General features: G+C 74.2%; 28 protein-coding genes. 17 read left to right on the forward strand and 11 right to left on the reverse strand.

From position 1 onward, the window contains the following. Window positions 1-445 precede the first annotated feature (445 nt). Window positions 446-1,831 (reverse strand): hypothetical protein, encoded by a 1,386-nt coding sequence (locus tag JQN84_RS29625; protein ID WP_204961892.1) that lies wholly within the window; start codon window positions 1,829-1,831, stop codon window positions 446-448. Between the two features lie 142 nt (window positions 1,832-1,973). Between JQN84_RS29625 and ndhC the strand changes: the two genes are divergently transcribed. Further along, window positions 1,974-2,351 (forward strand): NADH-quinone oxidoreductase subunit A, encoded by a 378-nt coding sequence (gene ndhC, locus JQN84_RS29630; protein WP_204961893.1) that lies wholly within the window; start codon window positions 1,974-1,976, stop codon window positions 2,349-2,351. Between the two features lie 102 nt (window positions 2,352-2,453). Here the strand turns inward: ndhC and folP are convergent, their stop codons facing one another. After that, window positions 2,454-3,323, reverse strand: coding sequence for a dihydropteroate synthase (folP, locus tag JQN84_RS29635; RefSeq protein WP_204961894.1), 870 nt, complete (start codon window positions 3,321-3,323; stop codon window positions 2,454-2,456). A 189-nt stretch (window positions 3,324-3,512) separates the two neighbouring features. On the opposite strand from folP, the gene JQN84_RS29640 reads away from it, so the two are divergent. From JQN84_RS29640 to JQN84_RS29660, 5 genes are all read left to right on the forward strand, one after another. Next, window positions 3,513-4,145, forward strand: a complete 633-nt coding sequence (locus tag JQN84_RS29640) for a DivIVA domain-containing protein (RefSeq protein ID WP_204961895.1) — start codon at window positions 3,513-3,515, stop codon at window positions 4,143-4,145. Then, on the forward strand, window positions 4,142-4,660 hold the full coding sequence (locus tag JQN84_RS29645; RefSeq protein ID WP_204961896.1) for an SRPBCC family protein: 519 nt from the start codon (window positions 4,142-4,144) through the stop codon (window positions 4,658-4,660). The genes JQN84_RS29640 and JQN84_RS29645 overlap by 4 nt, the downstream gene beginning before the upstream one ends. Window positions 4,661-4,792: 132 nt before the next feature. Further along, entirely contained in the window at window positions 4,793-5,389 is a 597-nt protein-coding gene (locus JQN84_RS29650) for a DNA-3-methyladenine glycosylase I (RefSeq protein WP_204961897.1), read from the forward strand. Next, window positions 5,386-5,970, forward strand: coding sequence for a hypothetical protein (locus JQN84_RS29655; protein ID WP_204961899.1), 585 nt, complete (start codon window positions 5,386-5,388; stop codon window positions 5,968-5,970). Before JQN84_RS29650 ends, JQN84_RS29655 begins: the two co-directional genes overlap by 4 nt. Window positions 5,971-6,034: 64 nt before the next feature. After that, a complete protein-coding gene (locus JQN84_RS29660) occupies window positions 6,035-6,787 on the forward strand; it encodes an SDR family NAD(P)-dependent oxidoreductase (protein WP_204961900.1) in 753 nt (250 codons plus the stop codon). 35 nt (window positions 6,788-6,822) lie between these two features. Here the strand turns inward: JQN84_RS29660 and JQN84_RS29665 are convergent, their stop codons facing one another. Both JQN84_RS29665 and JQN84_RS29670 read right to left on the reverse strand, forming a co-directional pair. Beyond that, window positions 6,823-7,614 carry an enoyl-CoA hydratase/isomerase family protein gene (locus JQN84_RS29665; protein WP_204961902.1) on the reverse strand — a complete coding sequence of 264 codons (792 nt, stop codon included), beginning with the start codon at window positions 7,612-7,614 and terminating at the stop codon, window positions 6,823-6,825. A gap of 4 nt (window positions 7,615-7,618) precedes the next feature. Next, window positions 7,619-8,437 (reverse strand): PaaX family transcriptional regulator, encoded by an 819-nt coding sequence (locus JQN84_RS29670; protein WP_204961903.1) that lies wholly within the window; start codon window positions 8,435-8,437, stop codon window positions 7,619-7,621. A 191-nt stretch (window positions 8,438-8,628) separates the two neighbouring features. Between JQN84_RS29670 and JQN84_RS29675 the strand changes: the two genes are divergently transcribed. Continuing rightward, on the forward strand, window positions 8,629-8,796 hold the full coding sequence (locus JQN84_RS29675; RefSeq protein ID WP_007455245.1) for a DUF3117 domain-containing protein: 168 nt from the start codon (window positions 8,629-8,631) through the stop codon (window positions 8,794-8,796). A 143-nt stretch (window positions 8,797-8,939) separates the two neighbouring features. Continuing rightward, window positions 8,940-10,409, forward strand: a complete 1,470-nt coding sequence (locus JQN84_RS29680) for a leucyl aminopeptidase family protein (RefSeq protein WP_204961904.1) — start codon at window positions 8,940-8,942, stop codon at window positions 10,407-10,409. A gap of 95 nt (window positions 10,410-10,504) precedes the next feature. On the opposite strand, the gene JQN84_RS29685 is transcribed toward JQN84_RS29680, so the two are convergent. Then, the gene (locus JQN84_RS29685) at window positions 10,505-11,113 is read right to left on the reverse strand and encodes an O-methyltransferase (RefSeq protein ID WP_239486455.1); all 609 of its coding nucleotides are present in this window, start codon (window positions 11,111-11,113) and stop codon (window positions 10,505-10,507) included. A 279-nt stretch (window positions 11,114-11,392) separates the two neighbouring features. On the opposite strand from JQN84_RS29685, the gene JQN84_RS29690 reads away from it, so the two are divergent. Then, window positions 11,393-12,742, forward strand: coding sequence for a S1C family serine protease (locus tag JQN84_RS29690; RefSeq protein ID WP_204961952.1), 1,350 nt, complete (start codon window positions 11,393-11,395; stop codon window positions 12,740-12,742). 73 nt (window positions 12,743-12,815) lie between these two features. Next, complete coding sequence (locus JQN84_RS29695) at window positions 12,816-13,244, forward strand: twin-arginine translocase TatA/TatE family subunit (protein ID WP_204961905.1); 429 nt, start codon at window positions 12,816-12,818, stop codon at window positions 13,242-13,244. 23 nt (window positions 13,245-13,267) lie between these two features. Here the strand turns inward: JQN84_RS29695 and JQN84_RS29700 are convergent, their stop codons facing one another. The 3 genes from JQN84_RS29700 to JQN84_RS29710 all read right to left on the reverse strand — a co-directional run bounded on the left by JQN84_RS29700 (window position 13,268) and on the right by JQN84_RS29710 (window position 16,474). Continuing rightward, a complete protein-coding gene (locus tag JQN84_RS29700; RefSeq protein WP_204961906.1) occupies window positions 13,268-14,413 on the reverse strand; it encodes a P-loop NTPase in 1,146 nt (381 codons plus the stop codon). Window positions 14,414-14,547: 134 nt separating this feature from the next. Then, the gene (locus JQN84_RS29705; RefSeq protein ID WP_204961907.1) at window positions 14,548-15,174 is read right to left on the reverse strand and encodes a DUF1003 domain-containing protein; all 627 of its coding nucleotides are present in this window, start codon (window positions 15,172-15,174) and stop codon (window positions 14,548-14,550) included. Next, entirely contained in the window at window positions 15,167-16,474 is a 1,308-nt protein-coding gene (locus JQN84_RS29710; RefSeq protein ID WP_204961908.1) for a magnesium transporter MgtE N-terminal domain-containing protein, read from the reverse strand. Before JQN84_RS29710 ends, JQN84_RS29705 begins: the two co-directional genes overlap by 8 nt. 33 nt (window positions 16,475-16,507) lie before the next feature. On the opposite strand from JQN84_RS29710, the gene JQN84_RS29715 reads away from it, so the two are divergent. The 6 genes from JQN84_RS29715 (at window position 16,508) to JQN84_RS29740 (ending at window position 23,131) form a co-directional block, all read left to right on the forward strand. Then, complete coding sequence (locus JQN84_RS29715; RefSeq protein ID WP_204961909.1) at window positions 16,508-17,377, forward strand: PhzF family phenazine biosynthesis protein; 870 nt, start codon at window positions 16,508-16,510, stop codon at window positions 17,375-17,377. 51 nt (window positions 17,378-17,428) lie between these two features. Then, entirely contained in the window at window positions 17,429-17,962 is a 534-nt protein-coding gene (locus JQN84_RS29720) for a hypothetical protein (RefSeq protein WP_239486468.1), read from the forward strand. 118 nt (window positions 17,963-18,080) lie between these two features. After that, window positions 18,081-19,040, forward strand: coding sequence for a DMT family transporter (locus JQN84_RS29725; RefSeq protein WP_204961911.1), 960 nt, complete (start codon window positions 18,081-18,083; stop codon window positions 19,038-19,040). Window positions 19,041-19,143: 103 nt separating this feature from the next. Further along, window positions 19,144-21,351, forward strand: coding sequence for an APC family permease (locus JQN84_RS29730; protein WP_204961912.1), 2,208 nt, complete (start codon window positions 19,144-19,146; stop codon window positions 21,349-21,351). A 71-nt stretch (window positions 21,352-21,422) separates the two neighbouring features. Then, a complete protein-coding gene (locus JQN84_RS29735) occupies window positions 21,423-22,565 on the forward strand; it encodes a helix-turn-helix domain-containing protein (protein ID WP_204961913.1) in 1,143 nt (380 codons plus the stop codon). Then, window positions 22,562-23,131: a PIN domain-containing protein gene (locus JQN84_RS29740; protein WP_281900716.1), complete on the forward strand. Its 570-nt coding sequence runs from the start codon at window positions 22,562-22,564 to the stop codon at window positions 23,129-23,131. The genes JQN84_RS29735 and JQN84_RS29740 overlap by 4 nt, the downstream gene beginning before the upstream one ends. Window positions 23,132-23,162: 31 nt before the next feature. On the opposite strand, the gene JQN84_RS29745 is transcribed toward JQN84_RS29740, so the two are convergent. Both JQN84_RS29745 and JQN84_RS29750 read right to left on the reverse strand, forming a co-directional pair. Continuing rightward, a complete protein-coding gene (locus JQN84_RS29745) occupies window positions 23,163-23,987 on the reverse strand; it encodes an SDR family NAD(P)-dependent oxidoreductase (protein WP_204961954.1) in 825 nt (274 codons plus the stop codon). Between the two features lie 128 nt (window positions 23,988-24,115). Then, complete coding sequence (locus JQN84_RS29750) at window positions 24,116-24,676, reverse strand: DUF4190 domain-containing protein (protein ID WP_204961914.1); 561 nt, start codon at window positions 24,674-24,676, stop codon at window positions 24,116-24,118. A 116-nt stretch (window positions 24,677-24,792) separates the two neighbouring features. Between JQN84_RS29750 and JQN84_RS29755 the strand changes: the two genes are divergently transcribed. Next, window positions 24,793-25,698, forward strand: coding sequence for an SDR family NAD(P)-dependent oxidoreductase (locus JQN84_RS29755; RefSeq protein ID WP_204961915.1), 906 nt, complete (start codon window positions 24,793-24,795; stop codon window positions 25,696-25,698). On the opposite strand, the gene JQN84_RS31810 is transcribed toward JQN84_RS29755, so the two are convergent. Continuing rightward, window positions 25,699-25,932, reverse strand: a complete 234-nt coding sequence (locus JQN84_RS31810) for a DUF4190 domain-containing protein (RefSeq protein WP_307821489.1) — start codon at window positions 25,930-25,932, stop codon at window positions 25,699-25,701. Window positions 25,933-26,407 lie beyond the last annotated feature (475 nt).

The following is a 26,407-nucleotide window of genomic DNA, read 5'->3' on the forward strand; positions in this document are numbered from 1 at the left end:
ATTCGGCAACGTCGAAATATCATTACCCAACTGCGCCGTCTCCGAGGTGAACCTGTCCCCCGTCAACTGCATCCCGTCACCCGAGTCACCAGCAAACCGGATCACCACCCGGTCCAACTGACGGATCTGCTTGGTCACGCCTGCACCTCGCTTCGCTCGGCCCCGCCGCGCGTGCGGCTGCACATGATGGTGACCCCGCCTTGCCCGGCCACGCGACCTCCCTGATGCGCCGCTGCGCCCGGTCCGCCCGTGGCGGGCCGGACCGCTGTCATCTCTCGCCTCCGAGCCTACGTCCCGGGCTTAGGGCATCCTTGGTGGAGGTCCGACACCTGGGAACCTGGTCGGCGAAATCTGTACGACTATGCGGCGATTTGTGGTGCCCGCCGTAATCGATATCACCGCGATCGTCCGGCTGGCCCCTGCGCCCGCCCCGACCGCCTGACGGTCAGTCCGGCCGTCCCGTCGGCGGCAGGTCCCCCGCGACCTCGGCCGAGCGCCGGCGCAGCGCAGCGGTCGCCAGCCCGAGGGCCAGCACCACCAGCAGGACGGAGGCCGTGATCAGCGCGAGCGCGGTCCGCCGGGCGGAGGACATCCCGCTCAGCGTGACCGTCCCGCCCTGCGCCGCGATCAGCCCCTGTGAACCGGTCGGCGCGGGCGTGGCCACCGGTGGGGTGGACAACGCGGCGGCGGCGGTGATCCGGAAGCTCATCTGGACCTGCCGGGCCGGCCCGCTCTCCGGGGTCAACCGGCCGGTCAGCGCCCCGGCCAGCGGGGCCTCGCGTTGGGCGTCCGGGGTGGCGGCGACGGTGAACCGGAGCAACTGCGTCCGCCCCGCCGGCAGCATGCCGAGGTCGCAGCGGGTACGCGTCGGAGCCAGCGGCGCACAGCCGTCCGGCGGGTCCAACACGCTGACCCCCTCCGGCAACGTCACCTCGACCCGCCCGGCGGCCGGCACCCGGCCGGTGTTGCCCAGCTGGGCCGTCAGCACGGTGGGCCCGCCGCTGATGTCGAAGGCCACCTCGTCGGCATCGAGCAGTATCCCGGGCACCGGCGGGCCGGCCGGGAAGAGCACCGCGAACCCCTCGTCGTCCTGTGCGGTGCCGCCGTCCGGGCCGGTCGCGGTGACCCGTACCGCGCCGCTGAGGGGCATCTGCCGCCAGGCGGTGCCGCTGACCCGTACCCGGATCATGCTGCTGAACTGGTCGCCTGGCGCGGTGGCCCACTCGCCGCAGTGCCATCCGTCGCCGGTGGCCCCGCACCCCGGCGTCCCGGCGTCGGTCAGCCCGGCCGGCAGCGTGTAGGCCAGCCGGAGCCGCGCCGGCACGGACCCGGTGTTGGTGACGGTGACCCGTAGGTCGGTGACGGTGCTGCCGGCCGCCCAGTAACCGTCGTCGAGGGTGACGTCCCCGGTGCCCACCTGGACCCCGAGCCGGCCGCCGTCCGGCTGGCCGGGGCGGGTGGGCCGGCCGGGCCGCGGCGGCCGGGCGGTCGGCGCGGTGGTGGCCGTGGGTGCGGGCGCGGTGGTCGGCGGCGGCGGGGTGCCTGTCGGTTCCGGCGCGGCGGTGGTCGGGTCCGGGTCCGGCGGCAGCGTCGGTGGGGCGCTGGTCGGGCCCGCCCCGGTCGCCGTCGGCTCGACCGCAGGCGTGGTCGGGCCGCCGGGGGTCCCGGCGTCGGTCGGGTCGGTCACCGCCCTGGTCACGGTGGGTAGGGCCGCCAGGCCCGGCGTCACCCCGAGCGTGACCGCCAGCCCGGCCGCCAGGGTCACCACCGCCAGAGCGGGGGTACGCCGGGCGAGGAGCCGCCGGACGGCACGCGCGTCCACGCCGGGCATCTGACCTCCGTGACCCTGGGTGAGAGTTCATTATTCGGTAACAGTTGCGGCGGGGCACTAGTTCCGGTGGAAAATATTCGGTGACGGTCGGGCAGCCCTCGCCGCGTCCCGTACGGCCCGCCGACCGGTAGGCTCAGCCACCGTGACCGGTTACCTGGGCTCGTACGCGACGCTCGGGCTGCTGCTGCTCGCTGCGGTCCTCTTCTTCGTTACGGCGTTCTCGGCCAACCGGGTGTTACGTCCCGGCCGGCCGGCCGACCCGGTCGGCAAGCGGGCCGGCTACGAGTGCGGCCTCGATCCGGTGGGCGGCGACTGGGCGCAGATGCAGATCCGCTACTACGTGTACGCGTACCTCTACGTGCTGTTCGCCGTCGAGGCGGTCTTCCTGTTCCCCTGGGCGATGGTCTTCGACCGGCCCGGGTTCGGCGCGGTGACGGTCGCCGAGATGGGCGTCTTCGTGGCCGTGGTCGCCCTCGGCATCCTCTACGCCTGGCGCAAACGCATCCTGAACTGGACCTGACCGCCGCGCCGGCCGGGCCGGACCCGACCACCGCACCGGGCCGGGCCACCGCACCGGGCCCCGACCACCCGTGCCGGCCGGGCCGGGTCGCCCGGTGACCGGTCAGGCCAGGCCGCGCCGGCTGAGCGTCGGTGGGCGGTCGCCCCGGATCGAGGCCACCATGTCCAGCACCCGCCGGGTGGGCAGCACCTGGTGGGCGCGGAACACCCGTGCGCCGAGCCAGGCCGACACCGCCGTCGCGGCCAGGGTGCCCTCCAAGCGCTGCGGCACCGGCAGGTCGAGCGTCTCGCCGATGAAGTCCTTGTTCGACAGCGCCACCAGCAGCGGCCAGCCGGTGCCGGCCAGCTCGTCCAACCGGCGGGTGATCTCCAACGAGTGCCTGGTGTTCTTGCCGAAGTCGTGCGCCGGATCGATCAGGATGCCGTCGGGGCGTACCCCGAGGGACACCGCGCGCTCGGCGAGCCCGGTCACCGTCGCGACCACGTCGGCGACCACGTCGGTGAAGGCGGCCCGGTGCGGCCGGGTCCGGGGAGTCAGCCCACCGGCGTGCGAGCAGACCAGCCCGACGCCGGTCTCGGCGGCCACCCGGGCGAGCGCCGGATCGGCCCCGGACCAGGTGTCGTTGAGCAGGTCCGCGCCGGCCGCCACCGCCTCGACGGCCACCTCGGCCCGCCAGGTGTCGATCGAGATGACCACCTCGGGGAACGCGGCCCGGACGGCGGCGATGGTGTCCACCGTCCGGCGGATCTCCTCGGCCACGTCGACCTCGTCGCCCGGCCCGGCCTTCACCCCGCCGATGTCGATGATCTCCGCGCCCTCGGTGACCGCCCGTTCCACCGCGCGCAGGGCGCTGTCCTGGGCGAAGGTGGCGCCCCTGTCGAAGAACGAGTCCGGCGTCCGGTTGACGATCGCCATCACCACCGGCTCGCCCGGGGCGAAGCTCCGCCTCCCGAGTCGCAGCGCCCCGGCCAATTCCGCCTCCCGCAGGTCACCGGCCGGACGACCCGGCCGACGCCGACGCTATCCGGTCGCCCGACCCGCCTCCGGGGCGGTACGACCCCGACGACCCGGCCCGCCGCCGGGCCGTTCCGGCCAGAAGATCGGTGACGATGATGGTGGTTGGGGTCGCTCCGGAGGGCGTCCCCGTGCCACGATCTCCTCATGGGTCAGACTCTGCTCATTCTGGTCGTCGCGTTGACCGTGGCGGCGGTCGTGTTCGGCGTGACGGTGCTGATCTCGGGTCGGGACGGCCTCGCGCCCGCCGAGCCCGACGGCAGAGCCGTCCCGCTGCCGGGTGGCCGGCCGCTGCGGGAGTCGGACGTCGGCGCGCTGCGCTTCGACACCGCCCTGCGCGGCTACCGGATGGACCAGGTCGACCAGGCGGTGCGCCGGGCCGGCTACGACATCGGGTACAAGACCGAGCTGATCGGGGTGCTGGAGGCCGAGATCGCCGCGCTGCGGGAGGGCCGTACCGCCGACGCCGACGCGCTGCGCCGTACCCGGGAGGAGGCCGCGAGCACCGCGTCCGACGCCTCCCCGACGACCGCCGACCCGGACGGGCCGACCACCGCTGCCGCGCCGACGCAGCCGGCGGACCAGCCAGCCCGCCCGTCCGCCGAGGCCGACCCGCCGGTCGCCGCCACCGGTGACGCCACCCCGACCGGTGACGCCACCCCGACCGGCGAGGCCACCCCGACCGGCGGCCGCGCCGGGGACGACCGGGCGGGGGAGCCGGCCGGGGAGTCCGACGCCGACCGCCCCGGCGGCGCGGTGGTCCGCTCGGAGCCGGTGTGACAGCTCCCGATCCGGCCGGCGGCGGGTTGGCCGACGACGCGGCCCAGCCCGGTGCCGGCGAGTTCACCGCCACGGTGATCGTCGACGCCCCCGCCGAACGGGTCTTCGCCGCGCTGACCGACTGGGAGGGGCAGTCCGACTGGATTCCGCTGACCCGGGTCCGGGTGGTCGAGGGCGACGGCGGCGAGGGCAGCCTGATCGAGGCGGTCACCGCGCTCGGTCCGGCGGCGCTGCGCGACGAGATGCGGGTGGTCCGGGTCGACGCGCCGTACGAGGTGGGCGTGGTGCACTGCGGCAGGCTCCTGCGCGGCCCGGGGGTGCTGCGCTGCACCCCGCTGGCCGACGACCGTACCCAGGTGGTCTGGCACGAGTGGTTCCACCTGCCCGGCGGCGCGGCCGGCCGGGTCGCCTGGCCGCTGCTCTGGCCGGGCTCCAAGGCCAGCCTGACGCTGGCCCTGAAGCGCTTCGCCCGGCTGGTCGAGTCCGGCCGGCTGCCCCGCCCGCCGACGCCCTGACGCCCCGGCGTGCGGCCGGCCGCCCGTCCGGCCACGCCCTGACGTGCCCCGGAACGGGCCGGCGGGGGAACGCCGGGCCGTGCCACCCGGCCCCGACGCCGGGCGTCAGGCCCCTGGCCTAGCGTGTGACGGGTGACTGACCTGGTGACCGGCCCCGACGGCCTGCCCCGCTGCGCCTGGGGGGCGAGCACCCCGGACTACGCGATCTACCACGACACCGAGTGGGGCCGCCCGCTGCGCGGCGACGACGCCCTCTACGAACGGCTCACCCTGGAGGCGTTCCAGTCCGGGCTGTCCTGGCTGACCATCCTGCGCAAACGCCAGGCGTTCCGGCTCGCCTTCGCCGACTTCCGGATCGAGCGGGTCGCCGCCTTCGGCGACGCGGACGTGACCCGGCTGCTCGCCGACGCGGGCATCGTCCGCAACCGCGCCAAGATCGAGGCGGCGATCGCCAACGCCCGCGCCGCGCTGACGCTGCCCGACGGGCTCTCCGCTCTGCTCTGGTCGTATGCGCCACCGCCCCGGCCGGCCCGGCCCGGGTCGTTCGCCGAGGTGCCGGCGTCGACCCCGGAGTCCGTCGCGCTGGCCAAGGCACTCAAGAAGCAGGGCTTCCGCTTCGTCGGCCCCACCACGGCGTACGCGCTGATGCAGGCCACCGGCATGGTCGACGACCATCTCGCGGGCTGCCACGCCGGCACCGCCGTGGCCCGTGATCAGATGGGGTCATGACCGTGACCGATCACCGCAGCACCGGCCCGACCGACGTCGACGGCGGGCCGGACGGCGACGCCTGGGCGGTGCTGCTCCCGGCCGGGCGGCACGACGCCGAACGCCTCGTCCACCACGACACCCTGGAGCTGGCCGTCCCGGCCGGTGGGCCCGCCCCGCGTCCCGGTGACCCGGTGGCGGTGCTGGCCGACGGGCCGCCCCGGATGGTGGCGCTGGGCCGGGTGGCCCGCCACGACGGGCGGGCGCTGCTGGTGACCTACACCCGGCGGTCGTTCGACGCGCCGGTGCCGGCCGGGCAGGTGTCCGTCGCCGGCCCGGTCACCGCGCTCGACCCGGGCACCTACCGCGACCTGGTCGACCGGCTCGGCCCGCCGCCGTCGCGCCGGACCTGGCTGGTCAGCCTCGACCTGCCGATCGAGGCCGAGTCGCGGGCCGAGGCGGTCCGGCTCTTCTGGTCGTACGTGCAGGAGCTGGGCCCGGCCGAGCTGCCCGCGTTCGTCTCGCCCAGCGGCGACGAGCTGGCCATGCAGGCGTTCGTGCTGGGCGTCGAGGCCAACCAGGACCCGGAGGAGGACGACTAGCCGCCCACCCACCGGGTATGGCGCACCGGTGCCGACGCCCGGTCGGCCGGTCGAGGGAGGGCCGATGCGGTTCCAGGACAAGGTCGCATTCGTCACCGGTGGTGCCTCCGGGCTCGGCGAGGCCACCGCCCGGCGGTTCGCCGCCGAGGGCGCCCGGGTGGTGGTCGCCGACATCAACACCGAGGGTGCCGAACGGCTCGCCGCCGACCTGCCCGACGCCCTCGCGGTCACCGTCGACACCGGTGACGCCGACGCGGTGGAGCAGGGCATCGCCGAAGCGGTGCGGCGCTACGGCCGGATCGACCTGATCTTCAACAACGCCGGTATCGACGGCCGGCAGCAGCCCCTGCACGAGATGGACGTCGAGAACTGGCAGAAGGTCCGCCGGATCAACGGCGACGGGGTCTTCCACGTGCTCAAGTACGGCATCGAGGCGATGCTGCGCGGCGGTGGCGGCGCGATCGTCAACACCTCGTCCACCACCGGCCTGGCGGCACAGGAGAACATCTCCCCGTACACCTTCACCAAGGCCGGCATCGTCGGGCTGACCCGGTCGGCGGCGGTGGAGTACGCGGCCCGCGACATCCGGGTCAACGCGGTCGCCCCCACGGTGGTGATGACCCCGCTGGTGCAGCACTTCATCGACAGCGCGCCGGACCCGGCGGAGATGCGGGCCCGGATGGAGTCGTTCAACCCGAAACCCGGCATCCCCAGCCCGGACGACGTGGCCGGCGTGGTGCTGTTCCTCTGCTCCGACGACGCGGCCTGGATCACCGGCCACACGGTGCCCATCGACGGCGGGTACGTGGCGCGCTGACGGCCGGCATGTCGTCGCGCGCCCGGCCGGCCGGCTCAGTTGCCCTGGAAGACCGGCTTCTGCTTGTTGACGAAGGCGAGGGTGGCGGCCCGGTGATCGGCGGTGCCCCCGCAGATCGACTGGGCCTGCGCCTCGGCGGCGAGGGCGTCGGCGAGGGTGCCCGCGTCGGCGATGGAGAGCTGCCGCTTGATCGCCCCGTACGCGACGGTCGGGCCGGCGGCGAGCCGGGCGGCCAGCTCGTGAGCGGTGGGCAGCACCTGCTCGTCGTCGTCGACCAGCCGGGTGAGCAGGCCCAGCCGGGACGCCTCGGCGGCGGCGACCGGCTCGGCGAGCATCAGCAGCTCGACGGCCTTGGCGTGGCCGACCAGCCGGGGCAGCGTCCAGGACGCCCCGGTGTCGGCGGCGAGACCCACCCCGGCGAACGCCATCAGGAACTTCGTCTTCGGCCCGCCGATGCGGAAGTCGGCCAGGAACGCCAGCGAGGCGCCCGCCCCGGCGGCCATGCCCCGGACGGCGGCGACCACCGGCTTGGGCAGGTTGGCCAGCCGGGCGGCGATCGGGTTGTAGTGCGCCCGGACGGTGTCCAGCGGGTCGCGGCCCGGCGACTCCAGGATCTGCACGTGCTCGCGCAGGTCCTGGCCGGCGCTGAACGAGCCACCCGATCCGGCCAGCACCACCGCCCGGCAGGACCGGTCGGTCTCCAACGCGGCCAGCGCGTCCCGCAGCGCCTCCTTGAGCGCCACGTCGAGCGCGTTCATCGCGGTGGGGCGGTTCATGGTCAGGGTGACCACGCCATCGGTGCGGTCGACGAGCAGCGGCTCGGTCACGTCTCTAACGGCCCTTCTGTCGGGGGACCCGGTTGCCGGCGTCGAGGCACTGCTCGACGTACCGGTCGGCGGCCGGCCGGAGCCGGGCGGCGTGCCGGTCGAAGAAGCTGGCGGCGGCGGTGCCGGGCCAGCGTTCGGGAAGCAGTGCCGGAGGGAGTTGAGGGTCCTGGAACAGGAAGGTACGCCACGCGTGCACCAGCCGGAACCGGGCCGCGTACGCCTCCTCGTCACCACTGCGTACGGTCACCCCGGCGAGCTGGGCGCGTTGCTCGGCGACGAACCGCTCGTAGGCGTGCCCGATCTCGCCGAGGTCCCAGGCGCGGCGGACCACGCCCATCGCGCCGGGGGTGCCGGCGGCGTGCGCGGCGGTGAACCGCTCGTAGCGCACCCCGGCCTCCTCCAGCAGCAGGTCGACGTCGTCGCTGGCCCGGGTGGCCACCCAGGTGTGCTCGTCGAGGGTGCCGTAGCCGAGGAAGCTGAGGTTGGCGGCGAGCCGCTGCCGGTCCCGCCGGGCGGTCGGGGTGGACAGGACGAGCAGGTCGAAACGCCCGTCCCAGGTGATCCGGCCGGTGCGGTAGATCCGGGCGGCGGCCTCGTCGAGCCGACGGACCGCCTTCGGTGTGATCGAATATCCGGGACCGGAGGCGAGCCGCAGCGGCTCCAGCCAGCCCTGGCGCACCATCCGGGAGACGGCGGTCCGGACGGCCGGCGGGGCGACGCCGAGCGGGGCCAGCAACTTCACCAGGGCGGCGACCGGTGCGCGCCCACCCCGCGTGCGGAGATGGTCGCCGTACAGGTCGAAGAGTGCCGACCGTGCCTGCATGACCGCACATTGTGACAGGCCTTCTCAAGATAAGCTAGATGCTGTTACATCAATGCTGCTCCGGTTTGGGTCCGGCGGTGTTCATCAGGGAAAATCGTGGTCGACGCCCCCGTGCACCTTGCGGGTGGTCGATACGAAGTGGCTGTGGGGCAGTACACCGACCCTGATGTATAGGTCTGAGGGGAGACAACATGGCGGCGATGAAGCCGCGGACGGGCGACGGTCCGCTGGAAGTCACCAAGGAGGGTCGGGGCATCGTCATGCGGGTCCCGCTGGAGGGCGGTGGCCGGCTCGTCGTCGAGATGACTCCCGACGAGGCCAACGCGCTCGGTGACGCGCTGAAGGCGGCTGCCGGCTGATCGGCCGACACTCCGCGCGGTGCCGCGCGGAAGGTCCCTGGTCCCTGAGTCACCGGCACCGCCGGTGACTCAGGGACTTCGTCTGTCCCCAGCGGGTCGTCGAGGTCCCGCACCGCCAACTTCTTCCGGAGGTACGGTCCAGCGTGCTCGCCATCAGTCTCGCCGCCGCCCCCGACGGGTCGGACGTCCTCGTCCTGCCCGTCCGCGCCGCCACCGACCCGGACGACGCCGCACCGGCGCTGGTCGCCACCGCGCCGCCGCCCACCGACGAGGTGCGGGCACAGGCGCGGGCGCTGCTGCCGGTCGCCCGGCTGACCGGGCGGGCGGGCGAGACGCTGACCCACCTCCGCCCCGGCGGTTCCCCGGCCCGGCTGCTGCTGCTCGGCGTGGGCGACGGCGGGGAACGGGCCTGGCGGACGGCCGGTGCCGCGCTGGCCCGTGCCGCCGTAGCTGAGACACATGTCACGTTGGCGGTGCCGGTCGACGCGTCCGCCGAGGTCGTCCGGGCTGTCGTCGAGGGGCTGCTGCTCGCCTCGTACCGGTTCCGGCTGACCGAGGCGGGGACGACGCCCGCGCTGGCCGGGGTGACCCTGCTGACCGCCACTCCTGACGCGTACCCCGGGGCCGTCGAGACGGCCCGGACGACCGCCGCGATGACCCGCCTCGCCCGGGACCTGACCAACACCCCCTCGGCGGTGAAGACCCCGCAGTGGTTCGCCGCCCAGGTGGCCGAAGCCGCCGCCGACCAACCCGACCTGCACCTGCGGGTACGCGGGCCGCAGGAGCTGGCGGACGAGGGCTTCGGGGGCATCCTCGCCGTCGGTGCCGGCTCGGCCAGCGGCCCCCGCCTGGTCGAGCTGGACTGGCGGCCCGCCGACGCCCGGCAGCACGTCGTCCTGGTCGGCAAGGGGATCACCTTCGACACCGGCGGCATCTCGATCAAGCCGGTGCCGGCGATGAAGCTGATGCGCAAGGACATGGCAGGCGCGGCGGCGGTGGTCGCGGCCACCCTGGGCGCTGCGGCGCTGCGGCTGCCCGTCCGGGTCACCGCGCTGACCCCGCTGGCCGAGAACATGGTCAGCGGGTCGGCGTTCCGTCCCGGCGACATCATCCGGCACTACGACGGGACGACCAGCGAGACCACCAACTCCGACGCCGAGGGGCGGCTGGTGCTCGCCGACGCGCTCGGCTACGCGGCCCGGGAACTCCGCCCCGACCTGCTGATCGACCTGGCCACCCTGACCGGTGCGAACGCGGTGGCGCTGGGCAAGCGGACCGGCGCACTGTACAGCGACAACGACGAGCTGGCCGCCGCCGTGCTGGCCGCCGTGGCCGACGCGGGCGAGGCGGCCTGGCGGATGCCGCTGCCCGCCGACTACCTCGAACACCTCGGCAGCGACCTGGCCGACCGGCACAGCTCCCCGGACCGGGGAGCCGGTTCGGTGATGGCCGCGCTCTACCTGCGCGAGTTCACCGGGGAGTTACGGGACCGCTGGCTGCACATCGACATGTCCGCGCCGTCCTGGGCCGACGGCGACGACGCGGAGCTGACCCGGGGCGCGACCGGCTGGGGCGTGCGGGGCCTGCTGCGCTGGCTGGCGACGCTGGACTGAGCCGTCGCCGGGCCGGGTGCCCGCGCCCCGCGTCCCGGCCCCGGTCGGCACCCGGTCGCCGTCAGCACCCGGCCGTGGTCAGTGTCCGGCCGTGGTCAGCACTTGACTGCGGCCAGCAGGCCGTGGCCGACCGGGAGCAGGGCCGGGATCCACTGCTCGGCCTCCCGGATCGCCTTGACCGTCTCCCGCATGGTCACCGTCTCGGCGTCCCGGGCGGCCGGGTCACCGATCCGGCCACCGGCGAAACCGCCGTTGAGGGCGAGCACCCCGCCGGGGCGCAGCAGCCGCAGGGCGGCGTCGACGTACGCGGCCGAGCCGGTCGACTCACCGTCGACGAAGATCAGGTCGTACGCGCCGTCGGCGAGCCGGGGCAGCACGTCCAGCGCCCGGCCGGTGATGATCCGGGTACGGCCGGACGGGAAACCCGCCTCGACGAAGATCCGCCTGGCGATCCGCTGGTGCTCGACCTCGACGTCGATGGTGGTGAGCACCCCGTCGGCGCGCATCCCGCGCAACAGCCACACCCCGCTGACCCCGGTGCCGGTGCCGATCTCCACCACCGCGCGGGCGTTACCGGCGGCGGCGAGCAGGCGCAGCGCCGCCCCGGCCCCGGGGGTGACCGCGTCGAGGCCGACCTCCCGGGCGAGGCTCCGGGCGGTGGCCAGCACGATGTCCTCTCCGACGTACGACTCGGCGAACTGCAACGACTGCGCCGTCGGGCTGCCGGAACTGGCGACCGTGGCGATGGGACACCTCCGGGCGGTGGTGCGGGGAGCGGGTGGGCGCTATGAGCCTAGAGGCGAGGCTCCTTCGGCGCAGCCGCGAGTCCACCCGTGCCGGTCCGGGCGGCGCGGCGGCGGGTACGGCACCGGTCCGGGCGGACAAGAGCTGACTCCGTCCGGCGCATCCGTGCAATCCTGGACGGGGTGCCCCCTGCGCCGTGACCGCCACCCCCGGTCGTGGCCCGGGGCACCGGGGGACGACTGGGAGGCACCGACGTGACCGACGGCTGGGACTGGCGAGCGCCCGGCGGGACTCCGGGTTCGGCGGGGCCGCCGCCCGGTCCGCCGCAGACGGCCCCGACGACGCCGTACGGCGGGTCGGCTGCACCGTACGGCGGGTCGACGTCGCCCTGGTGGTCCGACGCGCTCGCCGACCCCTGGCGGGACCCGTACGCCCCGGCGGCGGTCGTGCTGCCCGGCGCACCGGCCACCGGTGCCGCGCCGGAGCCGGTCACCGATCCGGATGCGCCCGGCCGGCCACGGCTGCGCCAACTGCTGCTCGTCCCGCTGATCGTGGCGTTGCTCGCCGGCACCCTGGGTGGCGCCCTCGGCTACGCCTTCGCGGTGCGCGGTGGTGTCGGCGGCGGGGTCACCCTGGGGGCCGGCCCGGCCGAGGGTCCCGCGCTGGCCCAGCGTCGCCCGGACTCGCTGGCCGGGGTCGCCGGCCGGGTCCTGCCCAGCGTGGTGACGATCCGGGTGGCCGGCCCGGTCGGCACCAGCGAGGGGTCCGGGTTCATCGTCAGCACCGACGGCTACGTCGTCACCAACGACCACGTGGTCGCCGACGGCACCGGCCGGGCGTCGGTGACCTTCAACGACGGCAGCAGCTCCCCGGCGACGGTGGTCGGCCAGGATCCGGAGTCGGACATCGCGGTGATCAAGGTGAACCGTACGGGGCTGCGGCCGATCGAGTTCGGTGACTCCGACGCGCTCGCGGTGGGGGACCCGGTGCTGGCCATCGGTTCGCCGCTGTCCCTGGCGAACACGGTCACCGCCGGCATCATCAGCGCGCTGGACCGCACCATGCAGGCGGGGGAGCCGGGCGGGCCGGTCCGCTACTACGCGGCGATCCAGACCGACGCGGCGGTCAACCACGGCAACTCCGGTGGCCCGCTCGTCGACTCCGCCGGCCGGGTGATCGGGGTGAACTCGACGATCAAGTCGCTGGTGGCGGAGGGGCAGGAGGCGGGGAACATCGGGCTCGCCTTCGCCATCCCGATCAACCAGGCGAAGCGGATCACCCAGGACATCATCGGCACGGGCAAGGCCCGGCGTACCGTGATCGGGGCCCAGGTCGCCGGGACCGGGACGGCCACCCGGGCCGGCGTCGGGGTCCGCCTGGCGGCCGTGGAACCGGCCGGTCCGGCGGCCGGGGCGGGACTGAAGACCGGCGACGTCGTGCTCAGGCTCAACGGTCGGCCGATCAACGATCCGACCGATCTGATCGCCCTGGTCCGCAAGTTCGCCCCCGGGTCGGTGGTGACGGTGGAGTACCGGCGCGGGTCGACCCGGCAGAACGCCTCGGTGACGCTCGCCGCGGACGCCAAGTGAGGTCCCTTCACCCCCTCCCGGACCGGGGCCTGACGTGCGTAGGCTTGGGTCGACGTGACGAGGAGGCCCTGCGGTGCTCGACAACCTGAACTGGTGGGAGATCGGCGTCCTGCTGCTCCTGGCACTGCTGATCTTCGGTGACCGGCTGCCCAACGTCATCAGCGACGGTCTGCGGATGGTGCGCAACCTGCGCGCGATGGCCCGCAACGCGACCGGCGACCTGAGTCGTGAGCTGGGCACCGACATCCAGCTGGAGGACCTCCACCCGAAGGCGTTCATCCGCAAGCACCTGCTCAGCGAGGAGGACGAGCAGGCGATCCGCAAGCCCCTCCAGGGTGTCTACGACGACCTGCGGGCGGACGTCACCGGGGTGCACGAGGAACTCAAGGGCGTCGCCGACCGGATCGACCCGAGGGCCGCCGCCCGTAAGAGCACCGCGACGAGCACCGCCGCTCCTACGCCCGCGCCGGCCCCCCGCCCCAGCTACGACGACGCCACCTGAGCGGCGGCCCGCCCGGGACGCGGTCAGCGCCCGGCGGGCTTGAGACCCAGCGACTTGCCGAGCAGCGACTCGCGGCGTACCGCCAGCCGGTCGGCGACCTGGTGCAGCGCCTTCGCGGCGGGCGCGTCCGGCGCGGCCAGCACGATCGGGGTGCCGGCGTCGCCGCCCTCACGGACCCGGCTGTCCATCGGAATCTGGCCCAGCAACGGCACCTGCGCGCCGATCGTCCGGGTCAGCGACTCGGCCACGGCCGCGCCGCCACCGGAGCCGAAGACCTCCATCCGGGTCCCGTCCGGCAGCTCCAGCCAGGACATGTTCTCGATGACGCCGACGATCCGCTGGTGGGTCTGCAACGAGATCGCGCCGGCCCGCTCGGCGACCTCGGCCGCCGCGGCCTGCGGGGTGGTCACCACCAGGATCTCGGCGTTGGGCAGCAGTTGGGCGACCGAGATGGCGATGTCGCCGGTGCCCGGTGGCAGGTCGAGCAGCAGGACGTCCAGCTCACCCCAGTAGACGTCGCCGAGGAACTGCTGCAACGCCCGGTGCAGCATCGGGCCGCGCCACACCACCGCCGAGTTGCCCGGGGTGAACATGCCGATCGAGATGACCTTCACGCCGTTCGCCTGCGGCGGCATGATCATGTCTTCCACCCGGGTGGGCTTGCCGTCCGCGCCGAGCATCCGGGGTACCGAGTGGCCGTAGATGTCGGCGTCGACCACACCGACGGACAGGCCCCGGGCGGCCAGCGCGGCGGCCAGGTTGACCGTGACGCTGGACTTGCCGACGCCGCCCTTGCCGCTGGCCACCGCGTAGACCCGGGTACGGGAGCCGGGCTGGGCGAACGGGATCACCGCCTCGTCGGTGGCACCGCCGCGCAGCTTGCCCTGCAACTCCTGCCGTTGCTCCGGGCTCATCACCCCGAAGTCGATCTCCACACCGCTCACCCCGGGCACCGCGCCGACGGCGGCGGTGATGTCCCCGCGCAGCTTGTCCTTCAGCGGACAGCCGGCCACGGTGAGCAGCAGCCCGACCCGGACCACGCCGTCCTCGCCGATCTCGGCGGAGCGGACCATGCCGAGGTCGGTGATGGGCCGACGGATCTCCGGGTCGTTGACGGTGGCCAGCGCGGCCTGGATCGCGTCGGAGATGGTGCTGACGGGAGCTGACATGCGGGCAATGCTACGTCGGCGGCGCGGGGCGTCCGACAACAGCGGGGCCGGGTGTGAGCGAATCGATCGGCCGGCCGGGGTCAGCCCGCCCTCCCGGACAAAGCTGGACGATCAGGTACGAGATCCCGGCCCGCTCAGCTCTCCGGGCGGAGACCGTCGCGGGCGTAGTCGCCGTCGAGATCGTCGCGCGGCTCGTCGAGCGGCGGCTCACCCCCGCCGGAGCGGCCCTCACCGCGCCCCACCGGCCGTTCCGGCTGCCGCAACTCCCGCTTCTGCCGCCGCTGCGCCGCCGCGTCCAGTTCCTCGGCCAGCCGGGCCAGCTCCGAGCGGAGGAAGTCCCGGGTCGCCACCTCACCCAGGGCGATCCGTAGCGCGGCCACCTCCCGGGCCAGGTACTCGGTATCCGCCTTCTGCATGGTCGCCCGGCGACGGTCCTCCTCCAGCGCCACCCGGTCCCGGTCGGTCTGCCGGTTCTGCGCGAGCAGGATCAGCGGGGCCGCGTACGACGCCTGCAACGACAGCACCAGGGTCAGGAACGTGAACGTGTACGGGTCGAAGCGCAGGTCGGCCGGGGCCAGGGTGTTCCAACCGAACCACAGCGCGATCACCACCGTCATGTAGACGATGAAGTTCGCCGTGCCCATGCCCCGGGCGATCCCCTCCGACCAGCGGCCGAACGCCTCCGGGTCGAACCGGGGCAGCTTGACGCCCCGGGGCTCGCGCGGCTGGTCCAGCCGCTCGGTCCGCCGCTGGTCAGCCATCGGTGCCACCGCCTACCGGTGTCGTGGGCGGCTCCGGGGCATCGTCCGCGCCCGGGGTGGACACCGCGTCGCGGTCCCGCCAGTCCCGGGGCAGCGAGTGGTCCAGCACGTCGTCGACGGTGACCGCGCCGACCAGCCGGTTGTTCCGGTCGACCACCGGCATCGCGACCAGGTCGTAGGTGGCCATCCGACGGGTTATCTCCGGCAGCGGGGTGGTCGGGCGCAGCGGGTCGATGTCGTTTATCACCACCCCGCCGAGCAGGTCGGCCGGGGGTTCGCGCAGCAGCCGCTGGAAGTGCACGATGCCCAGGTAGCGGCCGGTCGGGGTGGTCATCGGGGCGCGGGTCACGAAGACCTGCGCGGCGATCGCCGGGGAGAGTTGCTCCTCCCTGATCCGGGCCAGCGCCTCGGCGACCGTGGCGTCCGGCGGCAGGATCACCGGCTCGGAGGTCATCACGCTGCCGGCCGTCCCGGAGGTGTATTTCAGCAGTTGGCGGACCGGGTCGGCCTCGTCCGGCTCCATCAGGTCCAGCAGCACGTCCTGCTCCGGCGGGGGCAGCTCGTTGAGCAGGTCGGCGGCGTCGTCCGGGTCCATCTCCTCCAGCACGTCGGCGGCCCGTTCCCGGTCCAGCGCGGCGAGGATCTCCACCTGGTCGCGTTCGGGCAGCTCGCTGAGCACGTCGGCGAGGCGTTCGTCGTCGAGGGCCGCCGCGACCTCGTTGCGCCGGGCGTCGGGCAGGTCCTGGAGCGCGTTGGCCAGGTCGGCGGGGCGCATGTCCTCCAGCACGGCCAGCAGGTTGGCGGTGCCCCGGTTGTCGGCGATGCCGCTCAGCCCGCGTACCCGGTCCCAGTCCACCTGGTGCAGGTGGCCACGGCGGGTCAACCGGCTGGTCTGCTCGCGGACGGCGACCCGGGACAACGACCACTCGCCGCCCCGGCTGCACTCCATCGCCACGTCCACCACCGCGCCGGGCTGGCCGCCCGGGTCGAGCTGCACCCGCCGGTCCAGCAACTCCTGCAGGACGAGCAGCTCGTTGGGGCGTTTGGAGAAGCGGCGCAGGTTGAGGGTGCCGCTGCCGAGGACGACCGCGTCGGGGTCGATGGAGGTGATCCGGTTGATGGACAGGAAGATCCGGCGGCGCATCGGCATCTCGGCCACCAGACCCACCACCTCGGGTGGACGCTGGGTCGGCCGGATCCGGGCGACGGCGTCGCGGACCCGCCCCACCTGGTCGCCGTTCGGGTCGAAGACGGCGACTCCGGCGAGTCGAGCGATGTAGACCCGGTTCGGCGTGCTCACGGCCACCAGCCTAAGCGCCTAGTGTTTACCACCATGTCGACCCTGGCCTACGAGATCGTGGACGTCTTCACCGACCGCCCGTTCGCCGGCAACCCCCTGGCCGTGGTGTTCGGCGCCGAAGCGCTGGCCACCGAGCAGATGCAGGTGCTGGCGGTGGAGTTCAACCTCTCGGAGACGGTGTTCGTGCTGCCGCCGACCCAGGTGGGCGCCACCTACCGGGCCCGGATCTTCACCCCGACCGGGGAACTGCCCTTCGCCGGTCACCCCAGCGTCGGCGCGGCGGTCGTCGCCAGCCGTCGTGGCCTGTTCCCCGCCGGACCGGTCAGCCAGGAGTGTCACGCCGGGGTGCTGCCGGTCGAGGTGACCGCGACCGGTGCCACGCTGACCGGCGGCACCCCCACCCTCGGGCCGGAACTCGACCCGGAACCGCTGCTGGAGATGGCCGGGCTCGCCGCCGCCGACCACGCCGGCCCGGCCCCCCGGGTGGCCGGCTGTGGGCTGGAGTTCCCCTACCTGCCGGTGCACCCCGACGCGGTGGCCCGCGCCCGGGTCAACCTGGCGGCGGCCGAGCGGTACGGGGTGGAGCACGTCAGCGTCTTCTCCTGGGACGCCGACACGCGCACCGCCCACGCCCGGGTCTTCGTGCCGGGGCTCGGCGTGTCCGAGGACCCGGCCACCGGTTCGGCCGCCCTGGGGCTGGGGGTGTGGCTGGTCGCCAGCGGTCTGCTCCCCGGCACCGGCCGCAGCGGGTACGCCGTCCGGCAGGGCGCGGAGATCGGCCGTCCGTCGGCCCTGGACTGCACGGTGACCGCCGAGGACGCGACGGCGGTCGGCGCGACGGTGACCGGCCAGGTGATGCCGGTCGCCCGGGGCGAGATCCTGGTGCCGCCCTTCGTCGGGTGACCGGGCACCGTCGGGGCCGGTGACGGCGCTCGGGTGCCGGACGGGTGGAAGCTGCGAGAGGATGCGGGTGTGACGGACGAGGTGGACGCCTCCCGGTCGACGCCACTGGTCGACGAGGCGGTCAAGAAGGCGGCGGTGGCCTGGGTGGGGGTCGGTGACGGGCCGGCGGTCGCGCTGTGGTGCGTACCCCTGGAGGGGTCGTTGTTCGTGGTCAGCGGGCCGGGGGAGCAGACCGCGCCGGGGCTGGCCGACGCCGCCACGGCCCGGGTGACCCTGCGTGGCGACCACGGCGGGCGCATCGTGACCTGGCCGGCGCGGGTGATCCGGCTGGCCCCGGGCAGCCCGGAGTGGGAGACCTCCGCGCCGTTGGTGGCGGCGAAGCGGCTCAACGCCTCCGGTCCGACCGCCGACCTGGTGGCCCGCTGGGCGGCCGACGGTTGCGCGCTGACCCGGCTCGTCCCGGACGGCACGCCGGACGCCGGGGACGCCCTGCCGGACACCTCGCTGGCCGCCGAGCCCCGGGGCGCGGCGGTGGTCCGGGCCACCCGCAAACCGTTCCGCCTGCACCGGGTTCGCCGCCGCTGACCCACCGGCCGTCGCCGCCGGGCACCGCTGACCAGCGCTCCGGGGCACCGCCCGGCAGGGTCGACCCGCCGCCCGGCGTGCACCCGACCCGTCGCCGCCCGTGTGAGGATGACCCACCGTGTCCTCCGCCGCACCGCCGCCGCGTCCGCCCGTCGATCCGCTCACCGTCGGCGTCCTCGTGCTCGCCGTCGCCTCGGTCTCGTCGTCGGCCCCGCTGATCGCGTTCGCGGCGGCACCGGCGCTGGCCGTGGCGTGCTGGCGCAACCTGCTCGCGGTCACCGTGCTCGCCCCGTTCACGGTGGCCCGTCGCCGGGCCGAACTGCGGGCCCTGACCGTGGGGGCGGGTCGCCGGGAGGGCTGGTACTGCGTGCTGTCCGGGGTGGCGCTGGCCGCGCACTTCGCCACCTGGATGCCGAGCGCCCAGCTCACCTCCGTGGCGGCGGCCACCGCGCTGGGCGCGACCCAACCGGTCTGGCAGGGGCTGATCGCCCGCTGGCAGGGCCGGCGGCTGTCGTACCCCGTCTGGGTCGGCATCGGGGTGGCGGTGACCGGCGCGGTGCTGGCCACCGGCGCGGACGTCGGCGTCTCCGGCCGGGCCTTCGCCGGTGACCTGCTGGCGGTGGTCGGCGGGATGTTCGCCGCCGTCTACACCGCGTTCGGCGAACGCGCCCGCGCCACCATCAGCACCGCCACCTACACCACCATCTGCTACGGGGTGTGCGCGGCGATCCTGCTGGTCGGCTGCCTGGTCGGCGGGGTACGGCTGCACGGGTACGGCACCAGCACCTGGCTGGCGATCGTCGGGCTGGTGGTGGGGGCCCAACTGCTCGGCCACTCGATGTTCAACCACGCGCTGCGCCGGGTGTCGGCCACCACCATCAGCGTGCTGATCCTGCTGGAGGCCCCCGGTGCGGCGCTGATCGCCTGGGCGTGGCTGGGGCAGCTGCCCCGCCCGTACGCGCTGCCCGGGTTGGCGCTGCTGCTCGCCGGGGTGGTCGTGGTGGTGCTCGGCGGTGCCCGTACGGGTCGGCGGGCCATCCCGGCCACGCTGCCCGCCGCCGTCCCGCCGGCACCCTGACCACCCGGTCCGGCTGCCCGCCCGCGATCCGTTCGCCGCGATTCCGCCGGAACGGCGGGCACGGGTCCCGTCCGCACGTGAGAGTGCGGGGGGAGGTGGGGCGATGGCGGGGCGCAGCGCGGACGACGACCGCAGCGGCACCGTGGTCACCCCGTCGGCCGAGTTCCCGCCGCTCACGCCGGCGGAGGTGGACGCCCTGCGCCGGGTCGGCGCGCACTGGCGGGTCGGTGCGCCGCCCGCCCTGCCGGTCGACCCGACCCTGGACCGCTACCGCAACCACCCCGCCCCGGGCCGGTTCAGCCGGCTGGCCCCGATCGCGCTGTTCCGGCCGGCACCGGGGGCACCGGCCGGCCGGGACGGGCTGGTCGCCGCCGAACGGGCCGACCAGCCGGACTCGCCTCTGGACCGGCGGCTCGGCCGGGTCCGCCGGGTGCTCCTCGGCCCACCACTGGCCAGCGCCGCCGTGCTGCACGAGCGGATGCGCAAACTGGTGGCGCTGCCGGTGCTCTCCTCCGACCTGCTCAGCTCGGTCGCGTACGGGCCGGAGGCGTTGCTGACCGTGCTGGTGCTGGCCGGCAGCGGGGCACTGGGCCTGGCCCTGCCCCTGTCGGCCGGGCTGGTGCTGCTGATGGTCGCCGTCGGGATCTCGTACCGGCAGACCATCCCGGCGTACCCGCACGGGGCCGGGTCGTACCTGGTGGCGGGGGACAGCCTGGGGGTCAGGGCGGGGCTGACCGCCGCCGCCGGGCTGATGCTCGACTACGTGCTGACCGTGTCGGTGTCGATCGCGGCGGGCGTGCACGCGATCACCTCGGCGCTGCCGGGGCTGACGCCGTTCGCCGTGCCGCTCGGGGTGCTGGTGATCCTGCTGCTGCTCGCCGGCAACCTGCGCGGGGTACGCGCCGCCGGCAACCTGTTCGTCCTGCCGACGTACGCCTTCGTGGCCGCCGTGCTGGGGTTGCTCGTGGTCGGCTACCTGCGGGCGGCGGGCCGGGGGTTCGCGTCGGTGGCCCCGCCGGTGGTGCCGGCGACCCAGGGGCTGGGGCTGCTGCTGGTGCTGCGGGCGTTCGCCTCCGGGGCGGTGTCGATGACCGGCATCGAGGCGGTCTCCAACGCGGTGCCCGCGTTCCGTACGCCGGAGTGGCGCAACGCGCGCACCACGCTGACCTGGATGGTGGCGATGCTGGTGGTCCTGTTCGCCGGGCTGACCCTGCTGATCCACCTGGCCGGGCTGGTGCCCCGACCGGGCGAGACGCTGCTGTCCCAGCTCGCCCGGGTGACCTTCCCCACCGGCCCGTGGTATGCCGTGGTCCAGGTGACCACCGCGCTGATCCTGCTGCTGGCGGCGAACACCGCGTTCAACGACTTTCCCCGGCTGCTGTTCTTCATGGCCCGCGCCGGTCACGCGCCCCGCCGCTTCCTGCACCTGGGCGACCGGTTGGCGTTCGGCAACGGCCTGGTCGCGCTGGCCGCGACGGCGATCGTCGTGTTCGTCGCGTTCGGCGGGCACACCGAGAAACTGATCCCGTTGTACGCGGTGGGGGTGTTCCTCGCCTTCACCCTGTCGCAGAGCGGCATGGTGGTGCACTGGCGGCGGCACCGGGGCGGTGGCTGGCGGCGGCGGGCGCTGGTCAACGGGGTGGGCGCGGTGCTGTCCGGGCTGGTGCTGCTGACCGCGGCGGTGGCGAAGTTCACCGAGGGCGCCTGGGTGGTGGTGGTCGCCGTACCGCTGCTGGTGCTGCTCTTCGCCCGGATCCACCGGCACTACCGCACCCTGCACGCCGCCCTGGCCCTGCGCCCGCCACCTGCCGACCCCGCCCCGCCGGCCGCCGCCCGCGGACCCGCCGCCGGGCCGTCCGGCGTACCGGCGGGCCGGTCCGTCGAGGGCGAGGAGGTGCCGCAGGAGCTGCGTCACCTGGTGGTGGTCCCGGTGGTACGCCTCAACCGCGCCTCGATGCGGGCCCTGGCGTACGCGGTGTCGCTGGGCCGGCCGACGCTGGCGGTGCACCTCGCCCCGGAGGACGCCGAGGCGGACCGGTTCCGGGAGCAGTGGCGGGCCTGGGGGGATCACGTCCGGCTGGAGACGATCGTCTCGCCGTACCGGGCGGTGGTCGGGCCGCTGGCGCACTACCTGGAGGCGTTGCACGCCGCCGCACCGGATCTGGTGCTGACCGTGGTGGTGCCGGAGGTGGTGCTGCGCCGGCCGTGGCACCGCCTGCTGCACAGCCGTACCGGCCAGCGGCTGCGTCGGGCGCTGCGCGCCCTGCCCGGTGTGGTGGTCACCACCGTCCCCGTCCACGTGCTTGAGTGAAGGCGGCAAGACGACCGGCGATTCGACCGATGGTGTCCTGTGTCACAGTTCGGGTGTGCGAGAATCGCACGGTGGCTGACATCGACGCGCGGACGCTGGGGGAGCGCATCCGGGATGCGCGTAAGCGTGCAGGCCTCAGTCAAGAGGACCTCGGGCACGCGGTAGGCATCGAACGAACGGTCATGAACAAGATCGAGAGTGGCATACGCAAGGTCACCGCGCTCGAACTGGCGGACATCGCCGGGGCGATCGGTGTACGCATGTCCACGTTCTTCGAGGAGCCTGTCCCCGCGCTCGTCGCCCATCGGTCCAGTCAGGGGCTGGACACCGCAGACTCGCAGGTCGACACCCTGCTGACCACGTTCGCCAGCGAGGTCGCATTCGTCGCGTCGTTGGGCGTCAACGAACTGGGGCTCGACGGTGCCGAGGCGGTCACCCAGGCCGGTATCACGACACCGTCGACCAATGCCGAGGCCGAGGCGTTCGCGGCGCAGGCGCGTGGCCTGCTGGCCTGCTCGGCAACGGAACCGATCAGTCGGTTCGTCGAACGGGTCGCCGCCGTCGGGCTCCTGGCGTTCTCTCGCGACATCGGCAAGGACACGGCGGACGCCGGGTCGGTCCTGCTGCCCCGGGGCGGTGTGTGCCTCGTCAACAGCCATATGAAGGTCGGTCGTAGGAGACTCGCCCTCGCGCACGAACTCGGTCACTATCTCATCGCGGACACTTACACCGTCGACTGGCGGGTGGCCGGCCATTCCGATCAGGTGGTCCCCCTGGAGTCACGCCTCGACCGCTTCGCCCGCGCGTTTCTGCTACCCGAGGCCGCGATCACCCCGCAGTGGCAGGAAAAGGCGTCCCGGTCCGGGGAACGCGCTGCGGCGATTTACCTCGCGAGTGCCTACCGGGTCGACATGGCCACCCTCGCGACCCGCCTGAAGGAACTGGGCCTGGCCGACGCCGAGCGGGTGGCCGCGGTACGCCGATACCGTACGACCCAGACCGACATCGTGGAGATGGGTCTCAACGTCCCCCCGGAGGAACTGGCGGGAACGACGGTCCCTCGCCCGTTCGCCCGCGCGGTGCTGCGGCTGGTACGGGACGAGCGGATCAGCCGCGAACGTGCCCTGGACCTACTACAGGGCACGTTCGACGAGGCGGACCTGCCGCAGGTCCGGCAGCGACGGGCCGACGAGATCTGGCGTTTCGTGTCGTGACGGTTCCCGAGAACGCCCTGGTCTTCGACACCGGGCCGCTGCGTCATTTCGCTCAGCAGGGATGGTTGGGGGTCCTGCGTTTTCTCGCCGAGGACCGCCCTGTCTACGTCCCCGACAGCGTGGAGCGTGAACTCCAGCGTGCCGTCGAGCAGGTGCCGGCCGCCCGCGCGGTGCTCGACGCAGACTGGATCAAGGTCCACCGGTCGACCGATGTCGGTTTCGCCGAAGCCTTCGCCCACTATGCCGATCGGTTGGTGGTCGACGGCAGGAACATCGGCGAGTGCGGGGTGCTCGCCATGGGCCAGGTCTACAAGTGCGAGGTGGTGCTGGACGATGCCACGCCGCGCCAGATCGCCGAGGAAAAGGGCATCCGGGTCACGGCGACTGTCCCGCTGCTGTGCCAGGCGGTCCGCACGAAAATGCTCGCCGTGAAAACGGTGGAGGAGTTGGTCGACCGGCTTCTGGAAGGCGAGTACTTCCTACCGTTCGGTGTCGGTGGGTTCCGTCGCCATGTTCTGGAGAACGGACTGCTTGAATACGACGAACTGTCTCCCCCGGCGTCATGATCGCAGGCGTGGGTGGCCGTTGCCGCCGCGGTCAGGTGTCGAGGCCGACGGCGGCGGCGCTGGCGGTCCAGAGGCGCGCGGCCAGCGCCGGGTCGGCGGCACGCGGCCAGGGCCGGCGCAGTCGCCGGTCGGCGTAGTAACCGCCGTCGACCAGCCGGGACGCGGGCTGGTTGGCCAGCCAGACCAGCGTCTCCGCGCCCTTCTCCGGGCTGCGGAACGGCATCACCCGCATGCCGAGGGCGACCAGCCGGCTGTCCGCGCCGAACCGGGTCCGCACCACCCCCGGGTGGAACGAGTACGCCGGCACGTCGGACCAGCGCCGGGCGGCCTCGGCGGCGAACAGGATGTTGGCCTGCTTGCTGGTGCCGTACGCGCGCATCGGCCGGTAGCGGCGCAGCGCGGCGTTGAGGTCGTCCGGGTCGAGGGTCCCGCTGCGGTGCGCGCCGGAGGCGGTCACCACCAGCCGGCCGACCCGGTCGACCAGCAGGTTGCTCAGCAGGAACGGGGCCAGGTGGTTGGCCTGGATCGACAGCTCGAACCCGTCGACCGTGGTGAGCGGCTCCAACACGATCGCCCCGGCGTTGTTCGCCAGCACGTCGATCCGGTCGTACGTCGCCCGCAGCCGCTCGGCGAGCCCGCGTACGTCGTCGAGCACGGCGAAGTCGGCGCGGAACAGTTCGGGGCGTTCGCCGGACGCCTCGCGTACCCGGTCACCGGCGGCCTGGAGGCGGGCCGGGTCCCGGCCGACGAGCGCCACCCGGTCGCCGCGCCGGGCCAGCGCCACCGCGGCGGCCAGGCCGATGCCCGAACTGGCCCCGGTCACCACCACGGTCCGCCGCCCGGTGGCATCTTCCACAGGTCCATTCACCCCGGTCACGGCACGAGGTTACCGTGGAGTCACCACGCCCACCGGGGCCGTACGGGTTCTCGTCACGTGCGGGTGACCGGGTGGGCCGCCCAGGGTGCCCGGGGCGGCCCCACCGCTCAGTACGAGGTGCCGTACCCGGTCGTCGACTCCTGGTTGGCCAGCCAGACGAAGAAGACCACGATGGCGATGGTGGCCAGCACCGCGATGACGGTGGAGATCCACCCGACGATGATGCCGGCGGTGGCGAAGCCCGCACCGCCCTCCCCCCGCTCCCGGATCTGCCGCCGGGCCACGTGGCCGAGGATCGCGCCGATGAGGCCGATGTAGCCGCCGAGTCCGTAACCGCACAGCCCGATCGCGCCGATGATCGAGACGATCATCGAGGCGATCGCGAGGCCGTTCTGCGGCGGCGGAGGCTGGTAGCCGCCGTAACCGGCGTACCCCATCGGCTGCGGGTAGCCGGGCTGCGGGTAGGCGGCAGCGGCGGCGTACGGGTCGACCGGGGCGGCCTGGGCGGGGATGCCCGGCGCGCCCGCGTACGGGTCGGCCGGGGCGTACGGGTCCTTCCCGACCGGTGGGGCGGAGATCGGCGGGCCACTGGCCGGCAGTGTCGGGTCGGGCTGCTGGGCCGACCAGGCCGGGTCCGACCAGCCGTCGGAGGGCGGGGGGTAGGTCATCTGATCTTCTCCGTCGCATGTAGGTGCGCCGTCAGGGTAGCCAGGACCGCACAGTGGTGGGGTCGGCCCCGTGGTGGCTCGTTGCCCGCGTCCGGTCGAGCGGGCAGGATGCCGGCATGGCTATCGACGCGCGTGGGGCCGACCGATCCGGCAGCCGACCGAGGCGGGACGTGAGCCGCCCCGGCCTTGCCCGGCGCACCCGTGCCACCACCGGCGGCAGCCAACCCGGCCAGGACGAGCCGGTGCCGCTGCCGGACCCGGTGACCATGCGGCTGGACGGCCGGGTCGCCCTGGTCACGGGTGCGGGCAGCGCCGACGGCATCGGGTACGCCACCGCCCGCCGCCTGGCCGACCTGGGCGCCCGGGTGGCGATCGTCTCCACCACCCGGCGTATCCACGAGCGGGCCGGTGAGCTGGGCGTGACCGGGTTCGTCGCCGACCTGACCGACGAGTCCGAGGTCGGCGCGCTCGCCGACGCGGTCGCCGAGCAGCTCGGCGACGTCGAGGTGTTGGTCAACAACGCCGGCCTGGCCAGCCGGGCCAGCCCCGAGGTGCTCCGCCCGGTGGCCCAGCTCAGCTACGACGAGTGGCGCGGCGAGATCGACCGAAACCTGACCACCGCGTTCCTGTGCAGCCGGGCCTTCATCAGCGGGATGGCCGAGCGGGGCTGGGGGCGGATCGTCAACCTCTCGGCGACCGCCGGCCCGGTCAACGCCCTGCCCACCGAGGCGGCGTACGCGGCGGCCAAGGCGGGGGTGGTCGGGCTGACCCGGGCCCTGGCGATGGAGATGATCGCCGACGGGGTGACGGTGAACGCGGTGGCCCCCGGCACCATCTACACGGCGGCCTCGACGATGGCGGAGCTCAAGCAGGGGCTCGGCACCCCGGTCGGCCGCCCCGGCACCCCCGACGAGGTGGCTGCCGCGATCAGCTTCCTCTGCTCGCCCGCGGCGTCGTACATCACCGGGCAGATGCTGGTGGTCGACGGTGGCAACAGCGTCCGGGAGGCGCAGTTCCGCTGATCAGTAGCCGGTGCCGGTGCTGCTGCCGACGCCGGCCACCACGACCAGGGCGAGCCAGCCGCAGCAGACGAGCACCCCGATCGCGGTGAACGCGTAACTGAGGACCAGCCCCCAGGTGGCGAGCTGGTCGCCGTCCTCGCCGGTCCGCCGGATCTGCCGTTTCGCCAGGTGGCCGAGGACGATGCCGGCCGGGGCGAAGACGAAGGCGAACACCAGGGACAGGATCGCCGGCACGTTGGTCCCGCCGCCACCGGGTGGTCCGTACGGCCCGGGTGGCGGGTGGCCCCACTGCTGTCCGCCCGGCGGCTGCCCCCACGGCGGTGGCTGTTCCCCAGCGGACGGCTGTTCCCAGGCTGCTGGCCCGCCCGGCGGCGTGACCGCCGGCTGCTCGCCCGACGGTGGCCGGCTCCAGCCGGGCGACCCGGACGGTGGGGCCGACCCGCCCGGCTCGCCGCCGCCCGGGAACTCACCGATGCGACCCGGCTCCGGCGGCCGGGCCGGGGCCGACGGCTCGGAGGGCGCGGACGGCTGCGCCCAGGGGGACGGCTCGGCAGGTGGGGCCCACGCTGACGGCTCGGGCCCGCTCGGGCTCCACGGTCCGTCCGGCGGGGTGGGCGCGGGCGGGGAGGCCGGTTCGTCGGACGGACGTCGGGGCGGCTCGTACGGTGACGGCGGCTGCTCCGGCTCCCCCGGTGGCGTACTCACGGTG

It is taken from the genome of Micromonospora humidisoli (assembly GCF_016900955.1).
Classification (GTDB): domain Bacteria; phylum Actinomycetota; class Actinomycetes; order Mycobacteriales; family Micromonosporaceae; genus Micromonospora; species Micromonospora wenchangensis.

Bases quoted from the DNA above. Each gene is read 5' to 3' on its own strand.
- JQN84_RS29730 (WP_204961912.1), top strand. From the start codon at position 19,144: ATGGCGGGGCGCAGCGCGGACGACGACCGCAGCGGCACCGTGGTCACC.
- JQN84_RS29655 (WP_204961899.1), top strand. From the start codon at position 5,386: ATGACCGTGACCGATCACCGCAGCACCGGCCCGACCGACGTCGACGGC.
- JQN84_RS29705 (WP_204961907.1), bottom strand. From the start codon at position 15,174: ATGGCTGACCAGCGGCGGACCGAGCGGCTGGACCAGCCGCGCGAGCCC.
- JQN84_RS29640 (WP_204961895.1), top strand. From the start codon at position 3,513: ATGGGTCAGACTCTGCTCATTCTGGTCGTCGCGTTGACCGTGGCGGCG.
- JQN84_RS29700 (WP_204961906.1), bottom strand. From the start codon at position 14,413: ATGTCAGCTCCCGTCAGCACCATCTCCGACGCGATCCAGGCCGCGCTG.
- JQN84_RS29660 (WP_204961900.1), top strand. From the start codon at position 6,035: ATGCGGTTCCAGGACAAGGTCGCATTCGTCACCGGTGGTGCCTCCGGG.
- JQN84_RS29675 (WP_007455245.1), top strand. From the start codon at position 8,629: ATGGCGGCGATGAAGCCGCGGACGGGCGACGGTCCGCTGGAAGTCACC.
- JQN84_RS29670 (WP_204961903.1), bottom strand. From the start codon at position 8,437: ATGCAGGCACGGTCGGCACTCTTCGACCTGTACGGCGACCATCTCCGC.
- JQN84_RS29755 (WP_204961915.1), top strand. From the start codon at position 24,793: ATGGCTATCGACGCGCGTGGGGCCGACCGATCCGGCAGCCGACCGAGG.
- JQN84_RS29750 (WP_204961914.1), bottom strand. From the start codon at position 24,676: ATGACCTACCCCCCGCCCTCCGACGGCTGGTCGGACCCGGCCTGGTCG.
- JQN84_RS29715 (WP_204961909.1), top strand. From the start codon at position 16,508: ATGTCGACCCTGGCCTACGAGATCGTGGACGTCTTCACCGACCGCCCG.
- JQN84_RS29625 (WP_204961892.1), bottom strand. From the start codon at position 1,831: ATGCCCGGCGTGGACGCGCGTGCCGTCCGGCGGCTCCTCGCCCGGCGT.